Source organism: Streptomyces xylophagus, assembly GCF_000716435.1.
In the GTDB taxonomy this organism is placed as follows: Bacteria; Actinomycetota; Actinomycetes; order Streptomycetales; family Streptomycetaceae; genus Streptomyces; species Streptomyces xylophagus.
In genome coordinates this window covers 61,165-84,153 of record NZ_JNWO01000006.1, presented here as the reverse complement: position 1 = coordinate 84,153, position 22,989 = coordinate 61,165, and the positions used below count along the sequence as shown (strand labels likewise).

Here is a 22,989-nt window from a genome sequence, read left to right as displayed (position 1 = left end):
AGCCGACTACACCGGCTCGGGCGCCGGGCTGTCGAGTCCCACCGACAACTCCCGTGAGATCACGGCGACATGGTGGTACGCCCGCTCCGCGGCGGCCAACACCCTTTCCTGTACGTCGGGTTCGCCGAGCGCCCGGTCGAGGCGCTCGGCGAAGGCCGCCCAGCGGGTGCGGTCGCCGCTGCCGTAGTACGACACGCCGTTCCCGTCCGTGAGCCGGTACGCCTCGGTGACGTACCTGAGGAGGAACAGGGCGCCGAGGGTGGAGCCCTCCAACACGTAGAGGAAGCCGAGGAGTTCGCGGGGTTCCGTTGCCGCCGTCCGCCGTATCTCGTCCGTGAACTCCTCGGCGGCCGGGCAGGGTTCGGGGGCCGTGCCCAGGGCGGCGAAGTGGTGCAGGTCGCGTTCGACGAGCGGAAGCTTGACCAGGTCCGGCGACCACACTGAGCCGACGGACGGGCAGGTGGCGCGGGCCAGTTCGGTCTCCAGGATCTCCAACACCACCCGGTAGGTGGCGAGTTGGCCGACGTACCGGTCGAGGGGGAGGGTTCCGGCGAGCATCGCGGTGGCGAATCCGGTGGTTTCCAGGGCCTCGTGCCAGGCGCGGGTGCCGCTCCTCAGCCGCCGACTCACCGTGTCCGTGTCCGTGTCCGTGTCCGTGTCCGTGCCCGCGCCCGTGCCCGTGCCCGTGTCCATGCCCGTGCCCGTGTCCGTGCCCGTGCCCGCGCCCGTGTCCATGCCCGTGCCCGTGCCCATGTCCATGTCCGTCATGCGCCGCTCCGCTGCCGGACCGTCGTGAGCAGACGGTCGATGAGGTGGCCCTTGCGTTCGATCGTCACGTCGAAGTAGCCGGCGCTGCGCTCGGAGCGGCACACCCCGTGGACGGCGTCCTTCGCGGCGCGCTTCAGGGCCACGGCCTCCTCGGCGAGCGCGAGGAGCATGCGCTCCAGTCTCGGGTGACCGAGAACGTACGGTTTGAAGTCCTGGCCGGGTGGTGCGTCGTCCAGCAGTTCCAGGAGGACCCGGTTGCCCAGGCCGTCGAAGTCCTCGTGGGTGTTGGCGCCGCCGAGTTCGGGCACGAAGTCGGTCAGGTCGTTGAACAGCTGGCTGGCGAGCCCGAGTTGGCGCATCGCGCCGTCCAGGGCCAGCCGCTCGTCCTCGACCACCCGCAGTCCCGCGACCGCCGCGTCGAGCGGCATCCAGAACAGGGTTCCGGTCTTGAGGGCGGCCGTCGACTCCCAGAAGTCGACCCGTGTGGCGCGCGGCGCGGACATCAACTCCGCGCGCGTGAGCGCCGTACGCGAGGACATGTCGACGGCCTGCCCGGTGAGGCCGGCGCCGACCGAGCGCACCAGGCTGTCCACGACGGCCGGGTCGGCGGCGTGCCGCAGCGCGGACATGATCAGCCAGGCGCCGGTGTTGAGGGCGAGCGGGGTGCCGTGGGTGGTGTGGAGGGCGGGTTCGCCGTAGCGGACGTCGCTGCCGTCCTGGATGTCGTCGAGGGCGACGGCGGCCTTCAGCAGAATCCTTACGGCAACTGCCGTTCGGCGGATCACCGCGAAGTCGGAGGCGTTCTCCGCCTCCTCGGGAAAACCCCGGTAGTTGCGGTACGCCCAGTAGACCATCGAGGGGCGCAGGGGAGCCCGGCCGCCGGGTGCTCCGGGCGTGGGCGGCAACGCCTGTTGGCCGACCTTGGATCCGACGGCGTCGGCGACCGGTTCGTACAGGGCGCGGCGCAGGGCCGCGTCGTACACGGAGGTTGCCGCCCGCGCCGAGGCGGTCAGCGAGCCGAGGAACTCGGCCAGGTCGTCCTCCAGCAGTGCCGCGTCGCCACGCACCACCGCTTCCACACCCGTCATGTCCACCGTGGTAGCCACTCCACCTCCGCATATCACCGAACATCCGTGCGCGCGGCTCGCTACGAACGAGCGTGATCACAACGGGCGGACGAGACAAGGAGGTTGAAAGCCAAAGTGGGCGAGACCTGCGCTCACAGGGGCAGAACAGGAGTGACACAGAGTCGGATGACGATCACCCCGCCCGCTGGACATCCAGTGAGGTTAGGCTAACCTACCTTCGAATTGTCCGGCGGGCGCTCCGCCCTGTTCGAAAGCAGCCACACATGTCCAACGCCCGTGCCACCCACCTCTCCCGCCGCGGCATCCTCGCCGCGGGCGGCGCCCTCGGCCTCGGCGCCGTGCTCGCGGCCTGCGGCGACGAAGACGCGAAAAGCGGTGGCTCGGACAAGGAGACGACGGCCGCCGAGTCCGGGCCGTGGACCTTCAAGGACGACCGGGGCACCACCTCGAAGGCTGACAAGACCCCGGCGAACATCGTCTCCTTCATCGGTGTCGCCGCCGCGCTGCACGACTACGGCATCGAGTCCAAGGGCGTCTTCGGTCCGACCAAGCTGAAGGACGGCAAGGCCGACGTGCAGGCCGGTGACCTGGACATCAGCAAGGTCACGATCATCGGCAACGAGTGGGGCCAGTTCAACATCGAGAAGTACGCGGCCCTCTCCCCCGACGTCCTCCTCACCACGATGTTCGACGCGGCCGGCACGCTCTGGTACGTCCCGGAGGAGTCGAAGAAGAAGATCCTCGCCGTGGGCGCCCCGACCGTCGGCATCTCCGTGTACGACGTCCAGCTGCCGACGCCGCTCGCGCGCATGCTGGAACTCGCCAAGTCCCTTGGCGCGGACACCACTTCTTCTACGATCACGGCGGCCAAGAAGCGGTTCGAGGACGCCGCGGCACGGCTGCGCGCCGCGGCCAAGGCCAAGCCCGACATCAAGGTCCTCGCCGGTTCCGCGAGCCAGGACATCTTCTACGTCTCCGGGTCCAACCTCTCCGTCGACCTCGAGTACTACAAGGCGCTCGGCGTGAACTTCGTCGAGCCGTCCGCTGCGGCGTTGAAGGCGAGCGGTGGGTGGTACGAGAACCTGAGCTGGGAGAACGTCGACAAGTACGGGGCGGACATCATCATGATGGACAACCGGACTTCGGCGATTCAGCCCGCTGACATTACTGAGGGCACGTGGAAGAAGTTGCCTGCGGTTAAGGCGAACCAGGTGATCGCCCGTAATCCCGAGCCGATTCTGTCGTACGCCAAGTGTGCGCCGTTGCTTGAGGATCTGGCCGAGGCGATCGAGAACGCGAAGAAGGTCAGCTGAATTAGGGGTGGTTGAGCCTTCGTGGGGAGCTGCGGGCCGGTTGTGGCTGGTCGCGCAGTTCCCCGCGCCCCTAGGTATGTATCCCTGACGCCCATCCAGGAGTCACCCCGATGACGACGGCCGTAGCCGCCCCCTTCCGCTTCTTTTCTCTCCAGGTCTTGCGGACGGAGCGGCTGGGGCCGTCTCTTGTTCGGGTCTCCTTTGGCGGGGACGATCTGGCGTACTTCTTCTCCGACGGGTGTGATCAGTCCCTGTCGCTCTTTCTGCCGCATCCGGGTCAGTCGGAGCCGGCCGTGCCGTACGAGCTCGGTGACGGGTGGTGGCAAGCGTGGCGTGAACTGCCCGATGACGTACGGGCGGTGATGCGGTCGTACACGCTTCGCGCGCTGCGTCGTGATCCCGACGAGATCGACATCGACTTCGTGCTGCACGAACCCGCCGGGCCCGCCTCCGGGTGGGCCTCGCGCGCGTCCGCCGGTGATCGGGTCGTGCTGCTCGGGCCGGCGGTCGCGGACAATCGGGCGATTCGGTTCCGGCCGCCCGAGGACACCGACCTCGTGGTCGTCTGGGGCGACGAGACCGCCGTACCGGCCGTGTCGGCCATTCTCGAGGCGCTGCCTGCCGGCATCCGTGCGCGGGTGTGGCTGGAGGTCCAACACGCCGGTGACATGCAGGACTTGGGGACCGCGGCCGATGCCGAAGTCACCTGGCTGGTGCGGGGGAACGAGGGCACCGAGGGGTTCCCCATGGCCCTCGGCGCCCTTCGTGCCGCCCAACTCCCGCCCGCCGAGCGGCCGTACGTGTGGATCGCGGGCGAGTCCGGTCAAGTGAAGGCGCTGCGGCGGCACTTCGTGGGTGAGCGTGGGTTCGACCGGCGACGGGTGACCTTTGTCGGGTACTGGCGACAGGGGCTCAGTGAGGAGCAACTGCGCGAGGCCGAGCGCTAGGCAGCCGGTGACAGACCACTGACGGACCACTGATGCGCGAGTGACGGCTGTCACGGATGGGGCGGGTTTCGTGGACGTTAAGTTAGGTTAGGCTTACCTAAGTTGATGTTGCGGAACCCCGCCGCTCACCTGTCCCGCACGGACTTCCCCACCGGAGGACCCCCACATGCGCTCGCACCTGCTCAATGACACGACTGCGGAGCACTACCGCCGCTCCGTGACGGAAGGCGTGGAGCGGGTGGCGGCCAAACTCGCCACCACGGAACGACCGTTCACCGGCGTCTCGGTCGACGCCCTCTCCCCCCTCATCGACCGGATCGACCTCGACCGCCCGCTCCACGACACGGCCGCGGTGCTCGACGAACTCGACGAGGTCTACCTGCGGGACGCGGTCTACTTCCACCACCCCCGCTACCTCGCCCATCTCAACTGCCCGGTCGTCATCCCGGCCGTGCTCGGCGAGGCGGTGCTCTCCGCCGTCAACTCCTCCCTGGACACCTGGGACCAGTCGGCCGGCGGCACCCTCATCGAGCGCAAGCTGATCGACTGGACGAACGAACGGATCGGCCTCGGGCCGCACGCGGACGGGGTGTTCACCTCCGGCGGCAGCCAGTCCAACCTCCAGGCGCTGCTGCTGGCCCGCGAGGAGGCCAAGACCGACAGCCTGGCCGAACTGCGCATCTTCGCCTCCGAGGTCAGCCACTTCAGCGTGAAGAAGTCCGCGAAACTGCTGGGACTCGGTCAGGACGCCGTGGTGTCGATCCCGGTCGGCGCCGACAAGCGCATGCAGACCGTGGCTCTCGCCCGGGAGTTGGAGCGCTGCAAGGACTCCGGGCTCGTCCCGATGGCCGTCGTCGCCACCTCCGGCACCACCGACTTCGGCTCCATCGACCCGCTGCCCGAAATAGCCGAGCTGTGCGAGCAGTTCGGGGTGTGGATGCACGTGGACGCGGCCTACGGCTGCGGTCTGCTCGCCTCGCTGAAGTACCGGGGCCGCCTCGACGGCATCGAGCGCGCCGACTCGGTCACCGTCGACTACCACAAGTCCTTCTTCCAGCCGGTGAGTTCGTCCGCCGTCCTGGTACGGGACGCGGACACCCTGCGGCACGCGACCTACCACGCGGAGTACCTCAACCCGCGGCGCATGGTGCAGGAGCGCATCCCCAACCAGGTCGACAAGTCCCTGCAGACCACCCGCCGCTTCGACGCCCTCAAGCTGTGGATGACGCTGCGCGTGATGGGCGCCGATGGTGTTGGTCAACTCTTCGACGAGGTCTGTGACTTGGCTGCTGAAGGCTGGAAGCTGCTCGCCGCCGACCCGCGCTTCGACGTGGTCGTGGAGCCCTCGCTCTCCACCCTCGTCTTCCGCTACATCCCGGCCGCCGTCACCGACCCCGCCGAGATCGACCGCGCCAACCTGTACGCCCGCAAGGCCCTGTTCGCCTCCGGCGACGCGGTGGTCGCGGGCACCAAGGTCGTCGGCCGCCACTACCTGAAGTTCACCCTGCTCAACCCCGAGACGACGGCCGACGACATCGCCGCCGTCCTCGACCTGATCGCCGGCCATGCCGAGCAGTACCTGGGAGAGTCCCTTGACCGCGCTTCCTGAACCCGCCACCAAGACCTACGACTTCGTGGGCATCGGGCTCGGACCCTTCAACCTCGGCCTCGCCTGCCTCACCGAGCCCATCGCCGAACTCGACGGGATCTTCCTGGACTCGAAGCCCGACTTCGAGTGGCACGCCGGCATGTTCCTCGACGGCGCCCACCTCCAGACCCCGTTCATGTCGGACCTGGTCACCCTCGCCGACCCGACCTCGCCGTACTCCTTCCTCAACTACCTGAAGGAGAAGGGGCGTCTGTACCCCTTCTACATCCGCGAGAACTTCTACCCGCTGCGGGTCGAGTACGACGACTACTGCCGCTGGGCCGCCAACAGGCTCACCAACGTGCGCTTCAGCACGACGGTGACCGAGGTCGAGTACGAGGACGAGGACGGGGTCTACGTCGTCCGGACCGAGACCGGTGACGTGTACCGCGCCCGGCACCTGGTCCTGGGCACCGGCACCCCGCCGTATCTCCCGGAGGCCGTCGCGGGGCTCGGCGGCGACTTCATCCACAACTCCCGTTACATGCAGCACAAAGCGGAGTTGCAGGCCAAGGAGTCCATCACGCTGGTCGGCAGCGGGCAGTCCGCCGCCGAGATCTACTACGACCTGCTCAGCGAAATCGACGTCCACGGCTACGAGTTGAACTGGGTCACGCGCTCGCCGCGCTTCTTCCCGCTGGAGTACACGAAACTCACGCTGGAGATGACGTCCCCGGAGTACATCGACTACTTCCACGCACTGCCGGAACAGACCCGCTACCGCCTCACGGCCGAGCAGAAGGGCCTGTTCAAGGGCATCGACGGCGACCTCGTCAACGAGATCTTCGACCTGCTGTACCAGAAGAAGGTCGGGGGGCCAGTTCCCACTCGGCTGCTCACCAACTCCTCCCTCAACGACGCCACTTACCGCGACGGCGTCTACGAACTCGGCCTGCGCCAGGAGGAGCAGCAGAAGGACTACACCCTGCGCTCCCAGGGCCTGATCCTCGCCACCGGCTACAAGTACGCCGAGCCGGACTTCCTCAAGCCCGTCCACGAGCGGCTGCGTTACGACTCGCAGGGCAACTTCGACATCGCGCGCAACTACTCGATCGACACCACGGGCCGCGGCGTCTTCCTCCAGAACGCCGGCGTCCACGCGCACAGCATCACGTCCCCGGACCTGGGCATGGGCGCGTACCGCAACTCGTACATCATCCGTGAGCTGCTCGGCACCGAGTACTACCCGGTCGAACAGGCCATCGCGTTCCAGGAGTTCGCCGTATGAGCGCCCTCACCACCACAGGCACCTTCACCTTCCGCCCCCTCGACCCGCTCCAGGACGCCGAGTTGCTGCACCGGTGGCTCACCCACCCCAAGGCCGCGTTCTGGATGATGCAGGACGCGAAACTGGAGGACGTCGAGCGCGCGTACATGGAGATCGCGGCCGACGACCATCAGCACGCCCTGCTCGGGCTCCAGGACGGTGTTCCCGCCTTCCTGATGGAGTACTACGACCCCCGTCATCGCGAACTGGTCGGCCTGTACGAGCCGTTGCCCGGTGACGTCGGCATGCACTTCCTGACGCCGGCCACCGAGGCACCCGTCCACGGCTTCACCCGCTCGGTGATCACGGCCGTGATGGCCCGCCTCTTCGAGGACCCCGCGGTCGCACGTGTCGTCGTGGAGCCGGACGTGTCCAACACCGCCGTGCACGCCCTGAACGAGGCGGTCGGGTTCGTGCCCGAGCGCGAGATCCAGAAGCCGGAGAAGAAAGCCTTGTTGAGCTTCTGCACACGGGAGCAGTTCTTGAGCGCTACGGCGGTGTCCGCATGAGCCTCGCCGACGCCGTGGCCCATCTCTCCCCCGAGCGCTGGGAGAAGGCCAACCGCCTCCTCATCCGCAAGGCCCTCGCCGAGTTCGCGCACGAGCGGCTGGTCACGCCCGAACTGGTCGAGCGGGACGGCGACTTGTACGTCGTCCGCAGTGACGACGGTCTGACCCGTTACCGGTTCACCGCCACCCGGTACGCCCTCGACCACTGGCAGGTCGACGCCGACTCGATCAGCCGGCACCGCGACGGCGCCGAACTCCCCCTCGCCGCGCTGGACTTCTTCATCGAGCTGAAGCAGGCGCTCGGGCTGAGCGAGGAGATCCTGCCGGTGTACCTGGAGGAGATCTCCTCCACCCTCTCCGGCACCTGCTACAAGCTCACCAAGCCGCAGATCCCGGTCGCCGAGCTGGTGAAGAGCGACTTCCAGGCCATCGAGACCGGGATGACCGAGGGCCACCCCTGCTTCGTCGCCAACAACGGCCGGCTCGGCTTCGGCATCCACGAGTACCTCTCGTACGCCCCCGAGACCGCGAGCCCGGTCCGCCTGGTGTGGCTGGCCGCGCACCGGTCGCGGGCCGCGTTCACGGCGGGCGTGGGTATCGAGTACGAGTCGTTCATCCGGGGGGAGTTGGGCGCGGAGACGGTCGAGCGGTTCGCGCTGACCCTCGTCGACCGGGGGCTCGACCCCGACGACTTTCTCCTCATCCCCGTCCACCCCTGGCAGTGGTGGAACAAGCTCACCGTCACCTTCGCCGCCGAGGTCGCCCAGGGCCACCTCGTCTGCCTCGGCGAGGGCGACGACGAGTACCTCGCCCAGCAGTCCATCCGGACCTTCTTCAACAAGTCCCACCCCGAGAAGCACTACGTGAAGACGGCCCTGTCCGTCATCAACATGGGCTTCATGCGCGGGCTTTCGGCCGCCTACATGGAGGCGACCCCGGCGATCAACGACTGGCTCGCCCAACTCATCGACAACGACCCGGTGTTGAAGTCCACCGGCCTGTCGATCATCCGTGAGCAGGCCGCCGTCGGCTACCGGCACCTGGAGTACGAGGCGGCGACCGACCGCTACTCGCCGTACCGCAAGATGCTCGCCGCCCTGTGGCGCGAGAGCCCGGTGTCGTCGCTCCAGGACGGCGAGTCCCTCGCGACGATGGCCTCGCTGGTGCACCTGGACCACGAGGGCGCGTCCTTCGCCGGCGCGCTGATCGAGCGGTCGGGGCTGACCCCGGTGGAGTGGCTGCGGCGCTATCTGCGGGCGTACTTCACCCCGCTGCTGCACAGCTTCTACGCCTACGACCTGGTGTTCATGCCGCACGGCGAGAACGTCATCCTCGTCCTGAAGGACGGTGTCGTCCAGCGCGCGATCTACAAGGACATCGCCGAGGAGATCGCCGTCATGGACCCGGACGCGGTGCTGCCGCCGACCGTGGAGCGGCTGCGGGTCGAGGTCCCCGAGGACAAGAAGCTCCTGTCGATCTTCACGGACGTCTTCGACTGCTTCTTCCGCTTCCTCGCCTCCAACCTGGCCGCCGAGGGCGTCCTGGAGGAGGACGACTTCTGGCGTACGGTCGCGGACGTCACCCGCGAGTACCAGGACGCGGCACCCGAACTCGCCGACAAGTTCCGGCAGTACGACATGTTCGCGCCCGAGTTCTCGCTGTCCTGCCTCAACCGGCTCCAGCTGCGCAACAACAAGCAGATGGTGGACCTGGCGGACCCGTCCGGCGCGCTCCAGCTCGTCGGCACCCTGAAGAACCCGATCGCCGGGTTCTGACACCACAAGCAGGCGGGCCCCCCGGGGTACGGTCCCCCGGGGTGCCCGCCCCCTTCACAAATACAGCTCGACTAGCCTGCGGGCCACGGGACTTGGGGCGACCGGTAGTAGTCGATCCCGAGCGCGTCCCAGCGCGGGGCCTGTGCCGCGAGTCGCACCTTGTACGTGTCCCAGTCGTGCGTCGAGGCCGGCGACCAGCCCAGCTCGGCGACGCCCGGCAGCCTGGGGAAGGCCATGTACTGGATGTTGGCGTCGGTCACGATGGTCTCCGACCACAGCGGCGCCTCGACCCCACGGATCGCCGAACTCGGCACCCCGGCAAGGTAGTTGCCCGGGTCCCAGTCGTAGGACCGCTTCACCTCGACGAGCCCCGCCCAGTCCTGGCCGAGCGGGGTGTCCTCGGTGTACTTCATGTCGAGGTAGACCCGGTCGGCGGGCGAGAGGATCAGCCCGGTGCCGTTCTTCGCGGCCTCGGCGACCTGTGCCTTCTCGGCGGCGTCGGTGTCGTCGAGACCCCAGTACTGGGCGAGGGCGCCCTTCACGGGGTGGGCTCCGGTGATCTGGTGCCAGGCGATCACCGTCTTGCCGTACTTGGTGACGATCGGCTGCACCCGGTCCATGAACTTGACGTAGTCCTCATGGCTGGTGGAGTGCGCCTCGTCGCCGCCGATGTGGAGATACCGGCCCGGGGTGAGCGCGGCCAGCTCGCGGACCACGTCGTCCACGAAGCCGTAGGTGAGGTCCTTGCCGACACACAGCGAGCTGAAGCCGACGTCCGTGCCGGTGTACAGCGGGGGTGCCACGCCGTCGCAGTTCAGGTCGGCGTAGGAGGCGAGGGCCGCGTTGGTGTGGCCGGGCATGTCGATCTCGGGGACTACTTCGAGATAGCGGGAGGCGGCGTAGCGGACGATCTCCTTGTAGTCATCCTTCGTGTAGTAGCCGCCGCTGCCGCCGCCGACCTCGGTCGAGCCGCCGTAAGTCGCGAGGCGGGGCCAGGAGTTGATCGCGATGCGCCAGCCCTGGTCGTCACTGAGGTGCAGGTGCAGTTCGTTGATCTTGTAGAGGGCCAACTGGTCGATGTAGCGCTTGACTTGGGCGACCGTGAAGAAGTGCCGGGAGACGTCGAGCATGGCGCCGCGGTAGGCGTAGCGCGGAGAGTCCTCGATGGTGCCGCCCGCGATCTGCCAGGGGCCGCGCTGCACGGAGTTCTTCTCGACGGCGGCGGGCAGGAGTTGGCGCAGGGTCTGGACGCCGTGGAAGAGGCCTGCGGGCCTGCTCGCGGTGATGGTGACACCGGAGGCCCCGCTGACGAGCCGGTAGCCCTCGGCGCCGAACGTGCCCTTGGCCAGCCGGAGTTGGATGCCTCCCTTGCCCCGCGAGGTGACCGGCAGCCGGTAACCGGTGGAGGGGCGCAGGATGCCTGCGAGGTACTCGCCGATCCGGCGGGACTCGCGTGACTCGCCCACGCGGATACGGGTGGCGCTCGTGATCCGGTACGGCTGTCCGCCGGGGGTGACGGACGCGGGCGCCGGGACCACCCGGCCCAGCGGGGTGACGGCGGCGGCCCCGGCAGGCGGTGCGGCGCCGACGACGGACACGCTCGCGGCGGCGACGAGCAGCAGCGAACCGAGGAGGCGGGTCGTTCTGTGGCGCTGTCTCACAAGGTGTCTCACAAGCCGTGCCTTCCTTGAAGCCGGACAGGTACAGACCATTCTGTCGTCTGACCGGTGGAACAATCCCTCCCATGGCGGAAATCATCCAGAAGGACGGCACCTGGATCTTCGACGGCGACGCCCTGCGGCTGACTCCCGGCCGGGACAAGAACGTCGGACTGTTCCGCAGAACCCTGGGTGAACTCGTCGTCCCGCTGGGGGCGTTGGCAGGCGTCTCGTTCGAGCAGGGCCGGAAGTCGGGGCGGCTGCGACTGCGGCTGCGCGACGGCGCCGACCCGCTGCTGCACGCCACCGGCGGCCGCCTCGCCGAGGGCGACGACCCCTATCAGCTCCCCGTCGAGTCGGACCGGTACGGCGTCGCCGAGTACTTCGTGGACGAGGTGCGGAGCGCCCTGCTGCTCGACCGCGTACCGGCCGACCCGGTGGACGCGTATCTGCTGCCGGGCCCGGCCGTGCCGCTGTCCGTGTCCGCCGGTGACGGCACCGCGAGCTTCGACGGCGAGCACGTACGGCTGGAGTGGAACTGGAAGACCGAGGACGCCAAGTCGGCGGCCGGCGCCCGCACTCTCGCCGTCACGGATCTCGTCGGCGTGGAGTGGCGTCCGTCGGCCGGTCTGGAGAACGGCTACATCCGCTTCTCGGTGCGCAGCGCGCCGACGAAGGCGCCGCCCAAGTACGACCCCAACTCAGTCGAGTTGTGGGGCTTCAAGAAGGACCCGCTGATGGCCCTGGTCGCCGCGGCCGTACAGGCCCGGCTCCCGCACCCCGCCGCCGAGACGGACGTACGGCCTGAACAGCCTGAACCCGCAGGGCAGTTGGCGGCCGCGACGGAGGACGGCCACGACGCGCTGCTGCGGCGGTTGCGTGAACTGGGTGAGCTGCACCGTGACGGGGTGCTGACGGACGAGGAGTTCGCGATGGCCAAACAGGCGGTCCTCAAACGCATCTGAGGACCGCCTGCGGTGTGCCTACGCCCTGCCTTCCGGGCGTACGACGGAAGTCACGTGGCCGTGACGGGAGTTACTTGGCCTTGCGGGCGACCGTGAAGCGGTCGATCTCGGCGCCGGTCTCGGCGATGCCGCGGACCGTCAGGGTGGTCGTACGGCCCTTGTGGGCGGGCTCGACGTCCACGCGGAGGAACGAGTAGTTGAGGTAGCGCACGCGCGACCAGGCGACCGTCTCGTTGACCTTGCCGTCCTTCGTGTTGATGAAGGCGGCGACCGAGTCGACGTCGGCGACGTGACCCTCGTAGGAGTCCGGGGCGGAGAACGCGTACAGGCTGCGGCCGGCCGCGCCCGCCGTCACGTAGACGACACCCTCGGTCTCCGGGTACGCCGTGCCGCCGATCGGCAGCTTCTTGACGACGGCGTTCTTCTTGATGACGTCGGTGCGCTCGTACTGGTGGTTGTGGCCGTTGATGACCAGGTCCACCGTGTACTTCTCGAACAGTGGCACCCACTCGTTGCGCACTCCCCCCTCCGAGGAGTGCGCGGTGGAGGTGCAGTACGCGCAGTGGTGGAAGAAGATCACCACGAAGTCGATGTCCTTGGACGCGCGGAACTTCTTGAGCTGCCCCTCGAGCCACGTCGTCTGGGTGCCGCCGGAGATGCCGAGGTTGGCCGGGATCTCGAAGGACACGTCGTTGGCGTCGAGCGAGATGATCGCCGTGTTGCCGTAGACGAAGGAGTAGACGCCCGGCAGGTTCGTCTTGTCGGGGCCGTTGTCCGGGAGGTTCCAGCGGGCGTCCTCGCCGCCGTAGCCGTTGGGCGAGTACCAGGCCTCCATGTCGTGGTTGCCGTAGGCGGGCATCCACGGCACGGACTTGGCGACCGACTCGGTCTGCGCGAGGAACTGGTCCCAGACGCGCGAGTCGAAGCCGGTGTCGGCGGTCTTGCCCGCACCGGCCGGGTCGGCGTAGCAGATGTCGCCGGCGTGCAGGTGGAAGGCCGGGTTCTGGCCCAGCAGCAGGCTGTTGTTGGCCAGGCCGTGGTAGCCGACGCCCTCGTCGCCGAAGGCCGTGAAGGTGAACGGCACGGCGCGGTCGGGGGCCGTCCTGAAGGTGCCCAGCGTGCCGAGCAGGTGGGCCTCGGCCGGGTCGAAGCCCGCGTGACCGACGCCGTAGTAGTACGTCTTGCCCGGACGCAGGTGCGTGAGCTTGGCGTGCAGGTAGTACTGGGTGTGGTCGCCGCTCGCGCCGACGCCCGCCGGGGTGTAGAGCGTGCGCACCTCGGCCTCGATCTTGCGGGAGAGGTCCCAGGGGTGCGCGCCTATGCGGACGAACGGCTTCTTGACGTTGGTCGGGACCTGCCAGGAGACCGTGACCTCGGAGCTCGGGTCGTTGCCGAACGCGAGGTGGCGGCCGAACGGGGAGACGAGGGCCCCGTCGATCGACTCGGTGGAGGTGGAGGCATAGGTGGCGGAGGCCTGGCTGGGGACGGCCGCCTGGGCGACCGCGCCCGGTACGAACACGCCACCGGCGACGGCGCCGAGGGTCACGGCACCGCCTCTGATCATCGTGCGCCGCGAGAATTTAGAGCGTAGGTACTCGTGCTGCTCCGCCATGCTCATGCGCTCGGCGAGCTCTTCGGGTACTCCCATACGAGGAATGTCCATGGCGACTGAAACTCGTCCATATGAGCAACGGGGCGCAAGACACAGGATGGACAGCTTACGAACAGAGCCCCATAAGACTTTCAACAGCCGGTTGCCCGATATCGGGCAGGATTCTTGCAAACCGCCCTGCGGTGCCCCAGGATCATCCGGGTGCACGACGAACTCGTTGATCATCTGACACGCTCCACGACCCTCAACCGGGGCGAGGCACTGCGGGTGATCCAGGACGTGCTCGCCTACTTCGACGAGACGACCGAGGAGTACGTCCGTCGCCGCCACCGCGAACTCCAGGCCCAGGGCCTGGTCAACGCGACGATCTTCGACCGGATCGCGGCGGACCTGAAATACCGGGCCGTGGCCCCGCCGGAGCTCACCCTCCGGCAGCTGCGCCGGATCGTCTACGGCTAGGAATACGTATATATATGTGCGGAATCGTCGGATACATCGGCAAGCGTGACGTTGCTCCGCTTCTGCTGGAGGGTCTGCAGCGGCTGGAATACCGCGGCTACGACTCCGCGGGCATCGTCGTGACGACCCCGAAGGCCGCCGGCCTGAAGATGGTCAAGGCCAAGGGCCGGGTCCGTGACCTGGAGGCCAAGGTCCCGGCGCGCTTCAAGGGCACCACCGGCATCGCCCACACCCGCTGGGCCACGCACGGCGCCCCCTCCGACGTGAACGCCCACCCGCACCTGTCGGCCGACAACAAGGTCGCCGTAGTCCACAACGGCATCATCGACAACGCCTCCGAGCTGAGGAAGAAGCTCGAGGCGGACGGCGTCGAGTTCCTCTCCGAGACCGACACCGAGGTCCTCACCCACCTCATCGCCCGCTCCCAGGCGGAGACCCTGGAGGAGAAGGTCCGCCAGGCCCTCCGGGTGATCGAGGGGACGTACGGCATCGCCGTTCTGCACGCCGACTTCCCCGACCGCATCGTTGTGGCTCGAAACGGCTCCCCGGTGGTCCTCGGCATCGGCGAGAAGGAGATGTTCGTAGCCTCGGACATCGCCGCACTGGTGACGCACACACGCCAGATAGTGACCCTCGACGACGGCGAGATGGCGACCCTCAAGGCCGACGACTTCCGGACATACACCACCGAGGGCACGCGGACGACGTCCGAGCCGACCACCGTCGAGTGGGAGGCCGCCTCCTACGACATGGGCGGCCACGACACGTACATGCACAAGGAGATCTTCGAGCAGGCCGACGCCGTGGACCGCGTGCTGCGCGGCCGTATCGACGACCGGTTCTCCACCGTGCACCTCGGCGGCCTGAACCTGGACGCCCGCGAGGCCCGGCAGATCCGCCGCGTGAAGATCCTCGGCTGCGGCACCTCGTACCACGCGGGCATGATCGGCGCCCAGCTGATCGAGGAGCTGGCCCGCATCCCCGCGGACGCCGAGCCGGCTTCGGAGTTCCGCTACCGCAACGCGGTCGTGGACCCCGACACCCTCTACATCGCGGTCTCCCAGTCCGGTGAGACGTACGACGTCCTCGCTGCGGTCCAGGAGCTGAAGCGCAAGGGCGCGCGGGTCCTCGGCGTGGTGAACGTCGTCGGCTCTGCGATCGCCCGCGAGGCGGACGGCGGCATGTACGTGCACGCGGGCCCCGAGGTCTGTGTCGTCTCGACCAAGTGCTTCACCAACACCACAGTGGCGTTCGCCCTGTTGGCGCTGCACCTCGGCCGCACCCGTGACCTCTCGGTCCGTGACGGCAAGCGCATCATCGAGGGTCTGCGCAAGCTGCCGGCCCAGATCTCCGAGATCCTCGACCGCGAGGACGAGATCAAGAAGCTGGCGGCCGAGTACGCCGAGGCCCGCTCGATGCTGTTCATCGGCCGCGTCCGGGGCTACCCGGTGGCCCGCGAGGCATCCCTCAAGCTCAAGGAGGTCTCGTACATCCACGCCGAGGCCTACCCCGCCTCCGAGCTGAAGCACGGCCCCCTCGCCCTCATCGAGCCCGCCCTCCCCACGGTGGCGATCGTCCCGGACGACGACTTGTTGGAGAAGAACCGCGCGGCCCTGGAGGAGATCAAGGCCCGCAGCGGCCGCATCCTCGCGGTGGCCCACCAACACCAGGAAAAGGCCGACCAGACGATCGTCGTCCCGAAGAACGAGGACGAGTTGGATCCCATCCTGATGGGGATTCCTCTTCAACTCCTCGCATATCACACGGCGTTGGCGCTAGGGCGGGACATCGACAAGCCGAGGAACCTCGCGAAGTCAGTCACGGTCGAGTAGGGCTTTTATCTTTTAGGGGCGCGGGGCTGTGCCAATTTGCGGCTCCGCCGCGTGGGCGCGACAAGCCCCCACCGGCCTGCAGAGGCCACCCCACGGAAAGGCCCCCCACGTGTGCCTCATACACGTGGGGGGCCTTTCCAACTGCCGGTCAACTGGTGGCCGTCACGCCCCGACCAGCAGCCCGCCGCGGAAGAACGGTCGGCCAGTGAGCCAACGCAGCAGTCGCCGAATACCAGGCAACAGCCCCCGCAGCGACACCGAACCACCCACCGACCTTGCCCAGCCCGTCGTTACCGGCGAACTGCGCAATGGCAAGCAGCACAAGGGAGACGAAGAACAACCCGTAGGTCCCCTGGGTGAGTTGGTCCCCACCCGCGAGAGTCACCGAGAGAGCGACCAGGGCGAACAGGACCAGGAACAACCCCGCCGCGTTGGACGAGGCGGAGCCCCCCGCGCTGACGGCCCAGGTGAACCAGAGCGCCCCGAAGGCCGAGAACGCCGTACCGGTGGCGGTGTCGCCGTCGCGGAACGCGAACAACCCGGCGACGAAGAGCGCAACTCCGCCTACGTAGTGGGCGAGTGACACGGAGTCAGATACCGACACTCCGTTGATGACATCGGTGTACCCCAGCCCGAAGGCCAACAGGGTGATTCCCAGGGCGAGTCGGCCGACGATAGTCGTGGTGCTTCCCGTGCTTCCCGCAGAGACGTCATTGTCCACGGCGGGCTCCCTTCATGCATGTGCGGTTGTGCGGTGTGACCGATATATGCCCTTCACAAGGACACAAACACCTCTGCACAGCAGTGAATTCGGAGCCGCCCGGCGAGTTGGACCTACGACTTACGGAATGTGGACCTACGCCTTACGGGATGACGACGACAGGCCGCTTCGCCCGCTTGGCGAGCCGCCCCGCGACGGACCCGAAGATCCGCCCGACGATCCCGTGGGTCGAGCCGACGACGATCGCGTCCGCCTCGTACTCCCGCCCCACCTCTTCGAGTTCGTGGCAGATGTCACCACCGCGCTCGACGAGAATCCAGGGCACTTCGGCGAGGTACTCGGCGCACGCCAGCTCAAGACCCAGCACCTCGGTGCGGTGATCCGGCACGTCCACAAAGACGGGTGGCTCACACCCCGCCCAGACAGTCGTGGGCAGCCGGTTGGCGACATGCACGATGACCAGGCCCGAGCCGGAACGGTGGGCCATGCCGATGGCGTACGCGAGGGCACGCTCACTGGAAGTGGAGCCGTCGAAGCCGACGACCACGCCGTGTTTGAAGGCGGGATCGCAGGAATGACGTGGCTCTTCCGCCGCCAGGGGCTCGGCCGCCGTGGGATCGGCGACGGGCCGCTTGCGGTCCGCGGGTTCGAAAGATTCGTGACCGGCCATGGATGTCTCGGCTTTTTGATCCTCTTGGGAGGGGACAACAGTGTGCGGCGGAGCTGTGTCCGGGAATCATCTTCCCAACCCCATACCCCCAAGGGTACGGCGGCACTCCTCCTTAGCCCATATCCCGCACACGCTCCGGCGGAGTTCCCCGGAGCATGCACGAGGGGGCGCCCGTAACGCAATGGTTGCTGCCCCGTACAGGCGGTTTGCACAGGATTCACTTATCCGCGGACTGTCCGTGTCCATCCATCTGTCCGTGTCCATCCATCGGCTGCCCTACAGTGACCGACGCATCGAACACGCGTTGAACCCGGCGAGCCACCGCCCCAGGGAGCACGCCATGTCCGGACACCGCACGACCTCCGAGGCACACCCCAGCGCGGACACCGCGACCGACGTGGTCCGCTGGGCGGTCTTCAGCTGCGTCCTCGTCCCCCTCGTCCTCCTCTGGTACGGCACCTCGCTCGCCGGCGCCACCGGTACGGCCCTGGGTCTCGCGGCCGTCACCGCCGCCTGCCGGGTGCTGCTGCGCCGGTCCGAGCGGGGCACGGCCCGGCTGCTGGCCGAAGAACACCCCCCGCACCGCGGCCACCGGCACCGGGCCGGGGCGGGGGCGCACAGGGGCGGGCGGCACGCCGGGGGAAGTACACCGGTCGACTGACCGGTTTCCGCGCACGCGCCCGACGCTTTTCAGCCAACTTCCGGCCACCGCGCATCTGTTGTCCGAACCACCCCCCAACCCCCGTTCCACCTGCACCGAAAGGGTCTGGGAGGCCCTGCGCACCCTACGGGGATTGGCCACTACGACGAGGCGCACTTCCCTGCACGGCCCACGAGTGCAACGCTTCGTGATCGAATGCTTCACGCCAAGTTGCCATGTCGACAATGTGCCGGTTGCCGAACTGGTCACCCCGGCACCACTGGACACAGTAGATTCGATCTTGACGTCTTACGGCGGGGGACTCGTGCAGGACCGAGGGGAAACGTGCAGGAGCGACACAACCGAGGAGCCGCGACCACCGAGGGGGGCTTAGCAGTATGAGCCACGACTCCACTGCCGCGCCGGAAGCCGCGGCCCGGAAGCTTTCCGGGCGACGCCGCAAGGAGATCGTCGCGGTGCTGCTGTTCAGCGGCGGCCCCATCTTCGAGAGTTCCATACCGCTGTCGGTGTTCGGAATCGACCGGCAGGACGCCGGAGTTCCGCGCTACCGCCTCCTTGTGTGCGGCGGCGAAGAAGGCCCGCTGCGCACCACCGGAGGGCTGGAACTCACCACACCGCATGGCTTGGAAGCGATCTCGCGGGCGGGCACCGTCGTCGTGCCGGCCTGGCGGTCGATCACCTCGCCACCGCCGGAGGAGGCGCTCGACGCGATTCGCCGGGCGCACGAAGAAGGGGCCCGCATAGTCGGCCTGTGCACCGGCGCCTTCGTGCTGGCTGCGGCGGGCCTGCTGGACGGCCGTCCCGCGACCACCCACTGGATGTACGCGCCGACGCTGGCCAAGCGCTATCCGTCGGTGCACGTGGATCCACGGGAACTCTTCGTCGACGACGGAGACGTACTGACGTCCGCCGGTACGGCGGCCGGAATCGATCTCTGTCTCCACATCGTGCGGACGGACCACGGCAACGAGGCGGCCGGCGCGCTCGCCCGGCGCCTGGTGGTCCCCCCGCGCCGAAGCGGCGGTCAGGAGCGCTACCTCGATCGGTCTTTACCAGAGGAGATCGGCGCCGACCCGCTCGCGGAGGTCGTCGCCTGGGCGCTGGAGCACCTCCACGAACAGTTCGACGTGGAGACGCTGGCGGCACGCGCGTACATGAGCAGGCGTACGTTCGACCGCCGCTTCCGCTCGCTCACCGGGAGCGCTCCCCTGCAGTGGCTGATCACGCAGCGGGTGCTCCAGGCGCAGCGTCTGCTGGAGACGTCGGACTACTCGGTGGACGAGGTCGCGGGGCGCTGCGGCTTCCGCTCGCCGGTGGCCCTGCGCGGCCATTTCCGGCGCCAGTTGGGCTCGTCGCCGGCCGCCTACCGGGCCGCGTACCGCGCCCGCAGGCCCCAGGGCGACAAGCAGGTGGACGGCGACGGCGCTCCCGGTCAGCCCGGCGGTCCGGGGTCCCTGGGTCCGGCGGGGCTGCCTCCTTCGCTGCACCCGGAGGGCCCGGTTCCGATGCAGTCGCGTCGGGCGGCGGCGAGTGCGCTGTCGTCGGCGGCGGCGTCCGCGTCGGCCTCCTCCGCCTCGTCGGCGGAGAACGGCCGTGAGGCGTACGCCACAAGCCGGGCCGCGAGTCTGCCCGGTCAGCGGAGCGCGACGTAGCAACCGCATGCTCCCGGAGGTCTCCGTGAGGGGATCTCCGGGGGTCTGCGCGTGCGCCCGCACCACAAGGTCACCGCAGGGTCGGCTCAGCTGAGCGGCGCGCACCTTAAGGTTAGACACATGAACGATCGCATGGTGTGGATCGACTGCGAGATGACCGGCCTCTCGCTGTCCGACGACGCTCTCATCGAGGTGGCCGCCCTCGTCACCGACTCCGAGCTGAACGTGCTCGGCGAAGGGGTGGACATCGTCATCCGCCCGCCGGACCAGGCGCTGGAGACGATGCCGGACGTAGTACGCCAGATGCACACCGCATCCGGCCTGCTCGACGAGTTGGCCGGCGGTACGACGCTGGCCGACGCCGAGGAGCTGGTCCTGGCGTACATCCGGGAGCACGTCAAGGAGCCCGGCAAGGCCCCGTTGTGCGGCAACTCGGTCGGCACCGACCGCGGTTTCCTCCTCCGTGACATGCCGACCCTGGAGGAGTACCTCCACTACCGCATCGTGGACGTCTCCTCGGTGAAGGAACTGGCCCGGCGCTGGTACCCCCGGGCGTACTTCAACAGCCCCGAGAAAAAGGGCAACCACCGCGCCCTCGCCGACATCCGCGAATCCATCGCCGAGCTGCGCTACTACCGCGAGGCGATCTTCGTCCCGCAGCCCGGCCCCGACTCCGACACGGCCCGCACGATCGCCGCGAAGCACGTCCTGCCCACCTCGTAAAAGGCGTGCGCGAGCACCCCTTCGGACCCTGTACACTTTTTCTCGGCCGGTCGGAAACTTTCTGAGTGAACGACCGGGCATGGTGGGTGTAGCTCAGCTGGTAGAGCACCTGGTTGTGGTCCAGGAAGTCGCGGGTTCAAGTCCCGTCACTCACCCTGAGTAATCAGCCGGTGACTCCGGAAACGGAGTCACCGGCTGATTCGTTTCCCCGGAGCCTGCCTGCAATGGACATCGAACTCACCGGCACCGCCCGCCTGGATCTCGTCCCGCTGAGCGCGGCCCACGCGGCGGAAATGGCGACGGTCCTCTCCTCCCCGTCCCTCCACACCTTCATCGGCGGCGAACCGCTGACTCCGGACGCCCTGCGAACCCGCTACGAACGCCTCGCCGCCGGCTCCCCCGACCCTGCCGTCACCTGGTGCAACTGGGTCCTGCGGCTGCGCTCGGAGGGCTGCCTGGTGGGCACGGTCCAGGCGACGATCACGGAGGCGGGGTCGGTCGCGGAGATCGCCTGGGTGGTCGGGGCACCCTGGCAGGGGCGCGGCCTGGCGAGCGAGGCGGCGCAGGGCCTGGTGTCATGGCTCGAAGAGCAGGATGTCTCTACGATCGTGGCGCACATCCACCCGGACCACCGGGCATCCGCGGCGGTCGCCACGGCGGCAGGCCTGACGCCGACCGACGAGTGGCAGGACGGCGAGATCAGGTGGCGGCGCGCCACGCGTCCATGAACTCCCGCACACCCTCGAACCGTTCGGCGGGATCGGCACGGGTCGCCCTTTCCAGGACGGCGAGTTGACCCGCCGTACCCCGCCAGGCGCGCTCACCGTCACCGGCGTCCAGAAGGAGCCGGGCGGTCCGGCCGAGGGCGTAGACCGTCGTACGGATGTCGATGCGGGCGCCGCGGTGCCACTCCTCGGGGGCCATGAAGCGGGCCGAACCCGGGAGGCGGTCGTCCTGGAGGGCGAAGGGGCCGGGGCGGTACTCGTCGAGGTCGACGAGGTGGAGCACGTCGCCAAAGAAGTCGTACAGGAACGCGCCGTCGTACAGATCGACCGCCACCATCCCCGCCGCCTCCACCGCGAGGTGCGCGTCCAGGACGCGGTCGACGGCGCGGAGCACGGAGGCGAGGGGCAGGGCGCGGAAGCGGGCGCGGGCGGGGCCGTAGAGGGACTCGCCGGGGCGCCAGGGCATGACCACCGCCGTACGGCCGCCGTCCGTCACGGTGATGCGGTGCAGGTGCGGGACGATCGCCGGGTGGCGTACCGCGCGGTGGAAGGCCCAGGCGCGGTCAAGTGAGGCCTGTGCGGGGGGTGTTGTCGCCTCCTTGACGAACCAGCGCTCACCGTCCGGGAGTTGGACGCCGTAGGAGACGCAGCCGGAGTCCTGTTCGCGGAAGGCGCGGAACACCTCGCCCACCGTGCGGAGGTAGGGCTCGGTCGCGGGGATCTCTTCGACGGACAGGAGGGGGTGGGGACGGGAGGTCATGGGCAACAGCTTGTCCGAGCGACCGCTCCCTCATGAAGACGCCCGCATCACCAACTCCGTTGCCAGTACGGCCTGTCGGCGCTCCAACCCGCGGGACGTGGCCGGTCGCCGGTCCGCGATTTCCGCGAGCAGCAGGTCGATCATCGATCGGCCCATTTCCTCGATGGGCTGGCGGACGCTGGTGAGGGGTGGGTCCATGTGGCGGGCAATGGCGGAGTCGTCGTAGCCGACGAGGGCGACGTCGTCGGGGATGACGCGGCCCTCCTCGCGCAGCACCTGGCGGGCGCCGGCCGCCATGACGTCCGAGCCGGCGAAGACCGCGTCGACGTCGGGGCGGCGGGCCAGCAGTTCCTTCATCGCGCGTCGGCCGCCCTCCTCCGTGAAGTCGCCCGGCTGGATGAGGTGTTCGTCCACCTCGTGGCCCGCGTCGAGGAGTGCCTCGCGGTAGCCGTCGACGCGGCGCTGGGCGCCGTATACGTCGAGGCGGCCGGTGATGTGGGCGATGCGTGTGCGGCCTCGGGACAGCAGGTGTTCCACGGCGGAGCGCGCGCCTCCGTAGTTGTCCGAGTCGACCGACGTCAACGTCTCCGCCGCCGACCTCGGGCCGCTGATCACCGCCGGGATTTCCAGTTGCGCCAGCAGATCGGGAAGCGGGTCGTCCGCGTGGACGGACACGAGCAACACACCGTCGACCCGGTGCGCCGCCAAGTACTGGGCCAGGCGCTGCCGTTCGCGGTCGCTGCCGGCGAAGATCAGCAGCAACTGCATCTCGGTTTCCGAGAGTTCGGCGCCTACGCCCTTGAGCATGTCCGAGAAGTACGGTTCCGCGAAGAAGCGGGTCTCCGGCTCGGGGACGACGAGGGCGATGGCGTCGGTGCGGTTCGCGGCCAACGCACGTGCGGCGGTGTTGGGGACGTAGCCCAGCTCCGCCACCGCCGCCTCCACCGCCGCGCGGGTCGCGTCGCTGACTCTTGGCGAACCGTTGATCACCCGGGAGACCGTGCCGCGGCCCACACCGGCGCGCGCCGCGACCTCCTCCAGGGTCGGCCGGCCGCCACTCCGGCTCCGCGCTCCGTGGCCTGCCATTGGCTCCGCCTCCTGTCGACCCACCCGTTGGCCTGGAATGTAACAGTCCTGATCAGGGAAGAGGGGCGTGAGGAGTCCCGCCTCCGGCCGAATCCCCGCCTCTCGCACAGTTAGCTAACAGACGAATAACTGAACGCATCTCTCCGCGTC

General features: G+C 68.5%; 21 protein-coding genes and 1 tRNA gene. 14 read left to right on the top strand and 8 right to left on the bottom strand.

Annotated features, from left to right (window positions below; translation table 11 throughout):
• Nucleotides 1–6 precede the first annotated feature (6 nt).
• Entirely contained in the window at nt 7–768 is a 762-nt protein-coding gene (locus tag OO70_RS13850; RefSeq protein WP_234336840.1) for a biliverdin-producing heme oxygenase, read from the bottom strand.
• The gene (locus OO70_RS13845; protein WP_078651416.1) at nt 765–1,856 is read right to left on the bottom strand and encodes a polyprenyl synthetase family protein; all 1,092 of its coding nucleotides are present in this window, start codon (nt 1,854–1,856) and stop codon (nt 765–767) included. Before OO70_RS13845 ends, OO70_RS13850 begins: the two co-directional genes overlap by 4 nt.
• A gap of 263 nt (nt 1,857–2,119) precedes the next feature.
• On the opposite strand from OO70_RS13845, the gene OO70_RS13840 reads away from it, so the two are divergent.
• From OO70_RS13840 to OO70_RS13815, 6 genes are all read left to right on the top strand, one after another.
• Nucleotides 2,120–3,169 (top strand): ABC transporter substrate-binding protein, encoded by a 1,050-nt coding sequence (locus OO70_RS13840; protein ID WP_043669323.1) that lies wholly within the window; start codon nt 2,120–2,122, stop codon nt 3,167–3,169.
• A 110-nt stretch (nt 3,170–3,279) separates the two neighbouring features.
• A complete protein-coding gene (locus OO70_RS13835) occupies nt 3,280–4,116 on the top strand; it encodes a siderophore-interacting protein (RefSeq protein WP_043669320.1) in 837 nt (278 codons plus the stop codon).
• Between the two features lie 166 nt (nt 4,117–4,282).
• A complete protein-coding gene (gene desA, locus OO70_RS13830) occupies nt 4,283–5,725 on the top strand; it encodes a lysine decarboxylase DesA (protein ID WP_043669317.1) in 1,443 nt (480 codons plus the stop codon).
• Nucleotides 5,709–6,992 carry a lysine N(6)-hydroxylase/L-ornithine N(5)-oxygenase family protein gene (locus OO70_RS13825; RefSeq protein WP_043669314.1) on the top strand — a complete coding sequence of 428 codons (1,284 nt, stop codon included), beginning with the start codon at nt 5,709–5,711 and terminating at the stop codon, nt 6,990–6,992. Before desA ends, OO70_RS13825 begins: the two co-directional genes overlap by 17 nt.
• Entirely contained in the window at nt 6,989–7,540 is a 552-nt protein-coding gene (locus OO70_RS13820; RefSeq protein ID WP_043669311.1) for a GNAT family N-acetyltransferase, read from the top strand. Before OO70_RS13825 ends, OO70_RS13820 begins: the two co-directional genes overlap by 4 nt.
• Nucleotides 7,537–9,315, top strand: coding sequence for an IucA/IucC family protein (locus OO70_RS13815; RefSeq protein WP_043669308.1), 1,779 nt, complete (start codon nt 7,537–7,539; stop codon nt 9,313–9,315). The genes OO70_RS13820 and OO70_RS13815 overlap by 4 nt, the downstream gene beginning before the upstream one ends.
• A gap of 71 nt (nt 9,316–9,386) precedes the next feature.
• Here OO70_RS13815 and OO70_RS13810 read toward each other — a convergent pair whose 3' ends face one another.
• Nucleotides 9,387–10,976 (bottom strand): beta-N-acetylhexosaminidase, encoded by a 1,590-nt coding sequence (locus OO70_RS13810; RefSeq protein ID WP_043669304.1) that lies wholly within the window; start codon nt 10,974–10,976, stop codon nt 9,387–9,389.
• An 83-nt stretch (nt 10,977–11,059) separates the two neighbouring features.
• On the opposite strand from OO70_RS13810, the gene OO70_RS13805 reads away from it, so the two are divergent.
• On the top strand, nt 11,060–11,938 hold the full coding sequence (locus OO70_RS13805) for a DUF4429 domain-containing protein (protein ID WP_043669301.1): 879 nt from the start codon (nt 11,060–11,062) through the stop codon (nt 11,936–11,938).
• Between the two features lie 70 nt (nt 11,939–12,008).
• On the opposite strand, the gene OO70_RS13800 is transcribed toward OO70_RS13805, so the two are convergent.
• The gene (locus OO70_RS13800; RefSeq protein WP_043669296.1) at nt 12,009–13,586 is read right to left on the bottom strand and encodes a purple acid phosphatase family protein; all 1,578 of its coding nucleotides are present in this window, start codon (nt 13,584–13,586) and stop codon (nt 12,009–12,011) included.
• A 165-nt stretch (nt 13,587–13,751) separates the two neighbouring features.
• Between OO70_RS13800 and OO70_RS13795 the strand changes: the two genes are divergently transcribed.
• Together OO70_RS13795 and glmS are read left to right on the top strand one after the other, a co-directional pair.
• Nucleotides 13,752–14,009: a hypothetical protein gene (locus OO70_RS13795; protein ID WP_043669293.1), complete on the top strand. Its 258-nt coding sequence runs from the start codon at nt 13,752–13,754 to the stop codon at nt 14,007–14,009.
• A gap of 14 nt (nt 14,010–14,023) precedes the next feature.
• Nucleotides 14,024–15,841, top strand: a complete 1,818-nt coding sequence (gene glmS, locus OO70_RS13790) for a glutamine--fructose-6-phosphate transaminase (isomerizing) (protein WP_043669289.1) — start codon at nt 14,024–14,026, stop codon at nt 15,839–15,841.
• Nucleotides 15,842–15,989: 148 nt separating this feature from the next.
• On the opposite strand, the gene OO70_RS13785 is transcribed toward glmS, so the two are convergent.
• Nucleotides 15,990–16,562: a GPR1/FUN34/YaaH family transporter gene (locus tag OO70_RS13785; protein ID WP_043669287.1), complete on the bottom strand. Its 573-nt coding sequence runs from the start codon at nt 16,560–16,562 to the stop codon at nt 15,990–15,992.
• Nucleotides 16,563–16,704: 142 nt separating this feature from the next.
• Nucleotides 16,705–17,232, bottom strand: coding sequence for a universal stress protein (locus tag OO70_RS13780; protein ID WP_043669284.1), 528 nt, complete (start codon nt 17,230–17,232; stop codon nt 16,705–16,707).
• Between the two features lie 340 nt (nt 17,233–17,572).
• On the opposite strand from OO70_RS13780, the gene OO70_RS13775 reads away from it, so the two are divergent.
• From OO70_RS13775 to OO70_RS13755, 5 genes are all read left to right on the top strand, one after another.
• Nucleotides 17,573–17,893, top strand: a complete 321-nt coding sequence (locus tag OO70_RS13775) for a hypothetical protein (RefSeq protein ID WP_043669884.1) — start codon at nt 17,573–17,575, stop codon at nt 17,891–17,893.
• 377 nt (nt 17,894–18,270) lie between these two features.
• Nucleotides 18,271–19,545, top strand: a complete 1,275-nt coding sequence (locus OO70_RS13770; RefSeq protein ID WP_043669281.1) for a helix-turn-helix domain-containing protein — start codon at nt 18,271–18,273, stop codon at nt 19,543–19,545.
• Between the two features lie 120 nt (nt 19,546–19,665).
• On the top strand, nt 19,666–20,268 hold the full coding sequence (gene orn, locus OO70_RS13765; protein ID WP_078651394.1) for an oligoribonuclease: 603 nt from the start codon (nt 19,666–19,668) through the stop codon (nt 20,266–20,268).
• A gap of 82 nt (nt 20,269–20,350) precedes the next feature.
• Nucleotides 20,351–20,423: transfer RNA gene (locus OO70_RS13760), tRNA-His, on the top strand.
• A 69-nt stretch (nt 20,424–20,492) separates the two neighbouring features.
• Nucleotides 20,493–20,996 (top strand): GNAT family N-acetyltransferase, encoded by a 504-nt coding sequence (locus tag OO70_RS13755; RefSeq protein ID WP_043669274.1) that lies wholly within the window; start codon nt 20,493–20,495, stop codon nt 20,994–20,996.
• On the opposite strand, the gene OO70_RS13750 is transcribed toward OO70_RS13755, so the two are convergent.
• Together OO70_RS13750 and OO70_RS13745 are read right to left on the bottom strand one after the other, a co-directional pair.
• Nucleotides 20,968–21,753 carry a serine/threonine-protein kinase gene (locus OO70_RS13750; RefSeq protein WP_043669271.1) on the bottom strand — a complete coding sequence of 262 codons (786 nt, stop codon included), beginning with the start codon at nt 21,751–21,753 and terminating at the stop codon, nt 20,968–20,970. The two genes, OO70_RS13755 and OO70_RS13750, sit on opposite strands and share 29 nt — an antisense overlap.
• Nucleotides 21,754–21,783: 30 nt before the next feature.
• The gene (locus OO70_RS13745; protein WP_043669269.1) at nt 21,784–22,839 is read right to left on the bottom strand and encodes a LacI family DNA-binding transcriptional regulator; all 1,056 of its coding nucleotides are present in this window, start codon (nt 22,837–22,839) and stop codon (nt 21,784–21,786) included.
• Between the last annotated feature and the right edge of the window lie 150 nt (nt 22,840–22,989).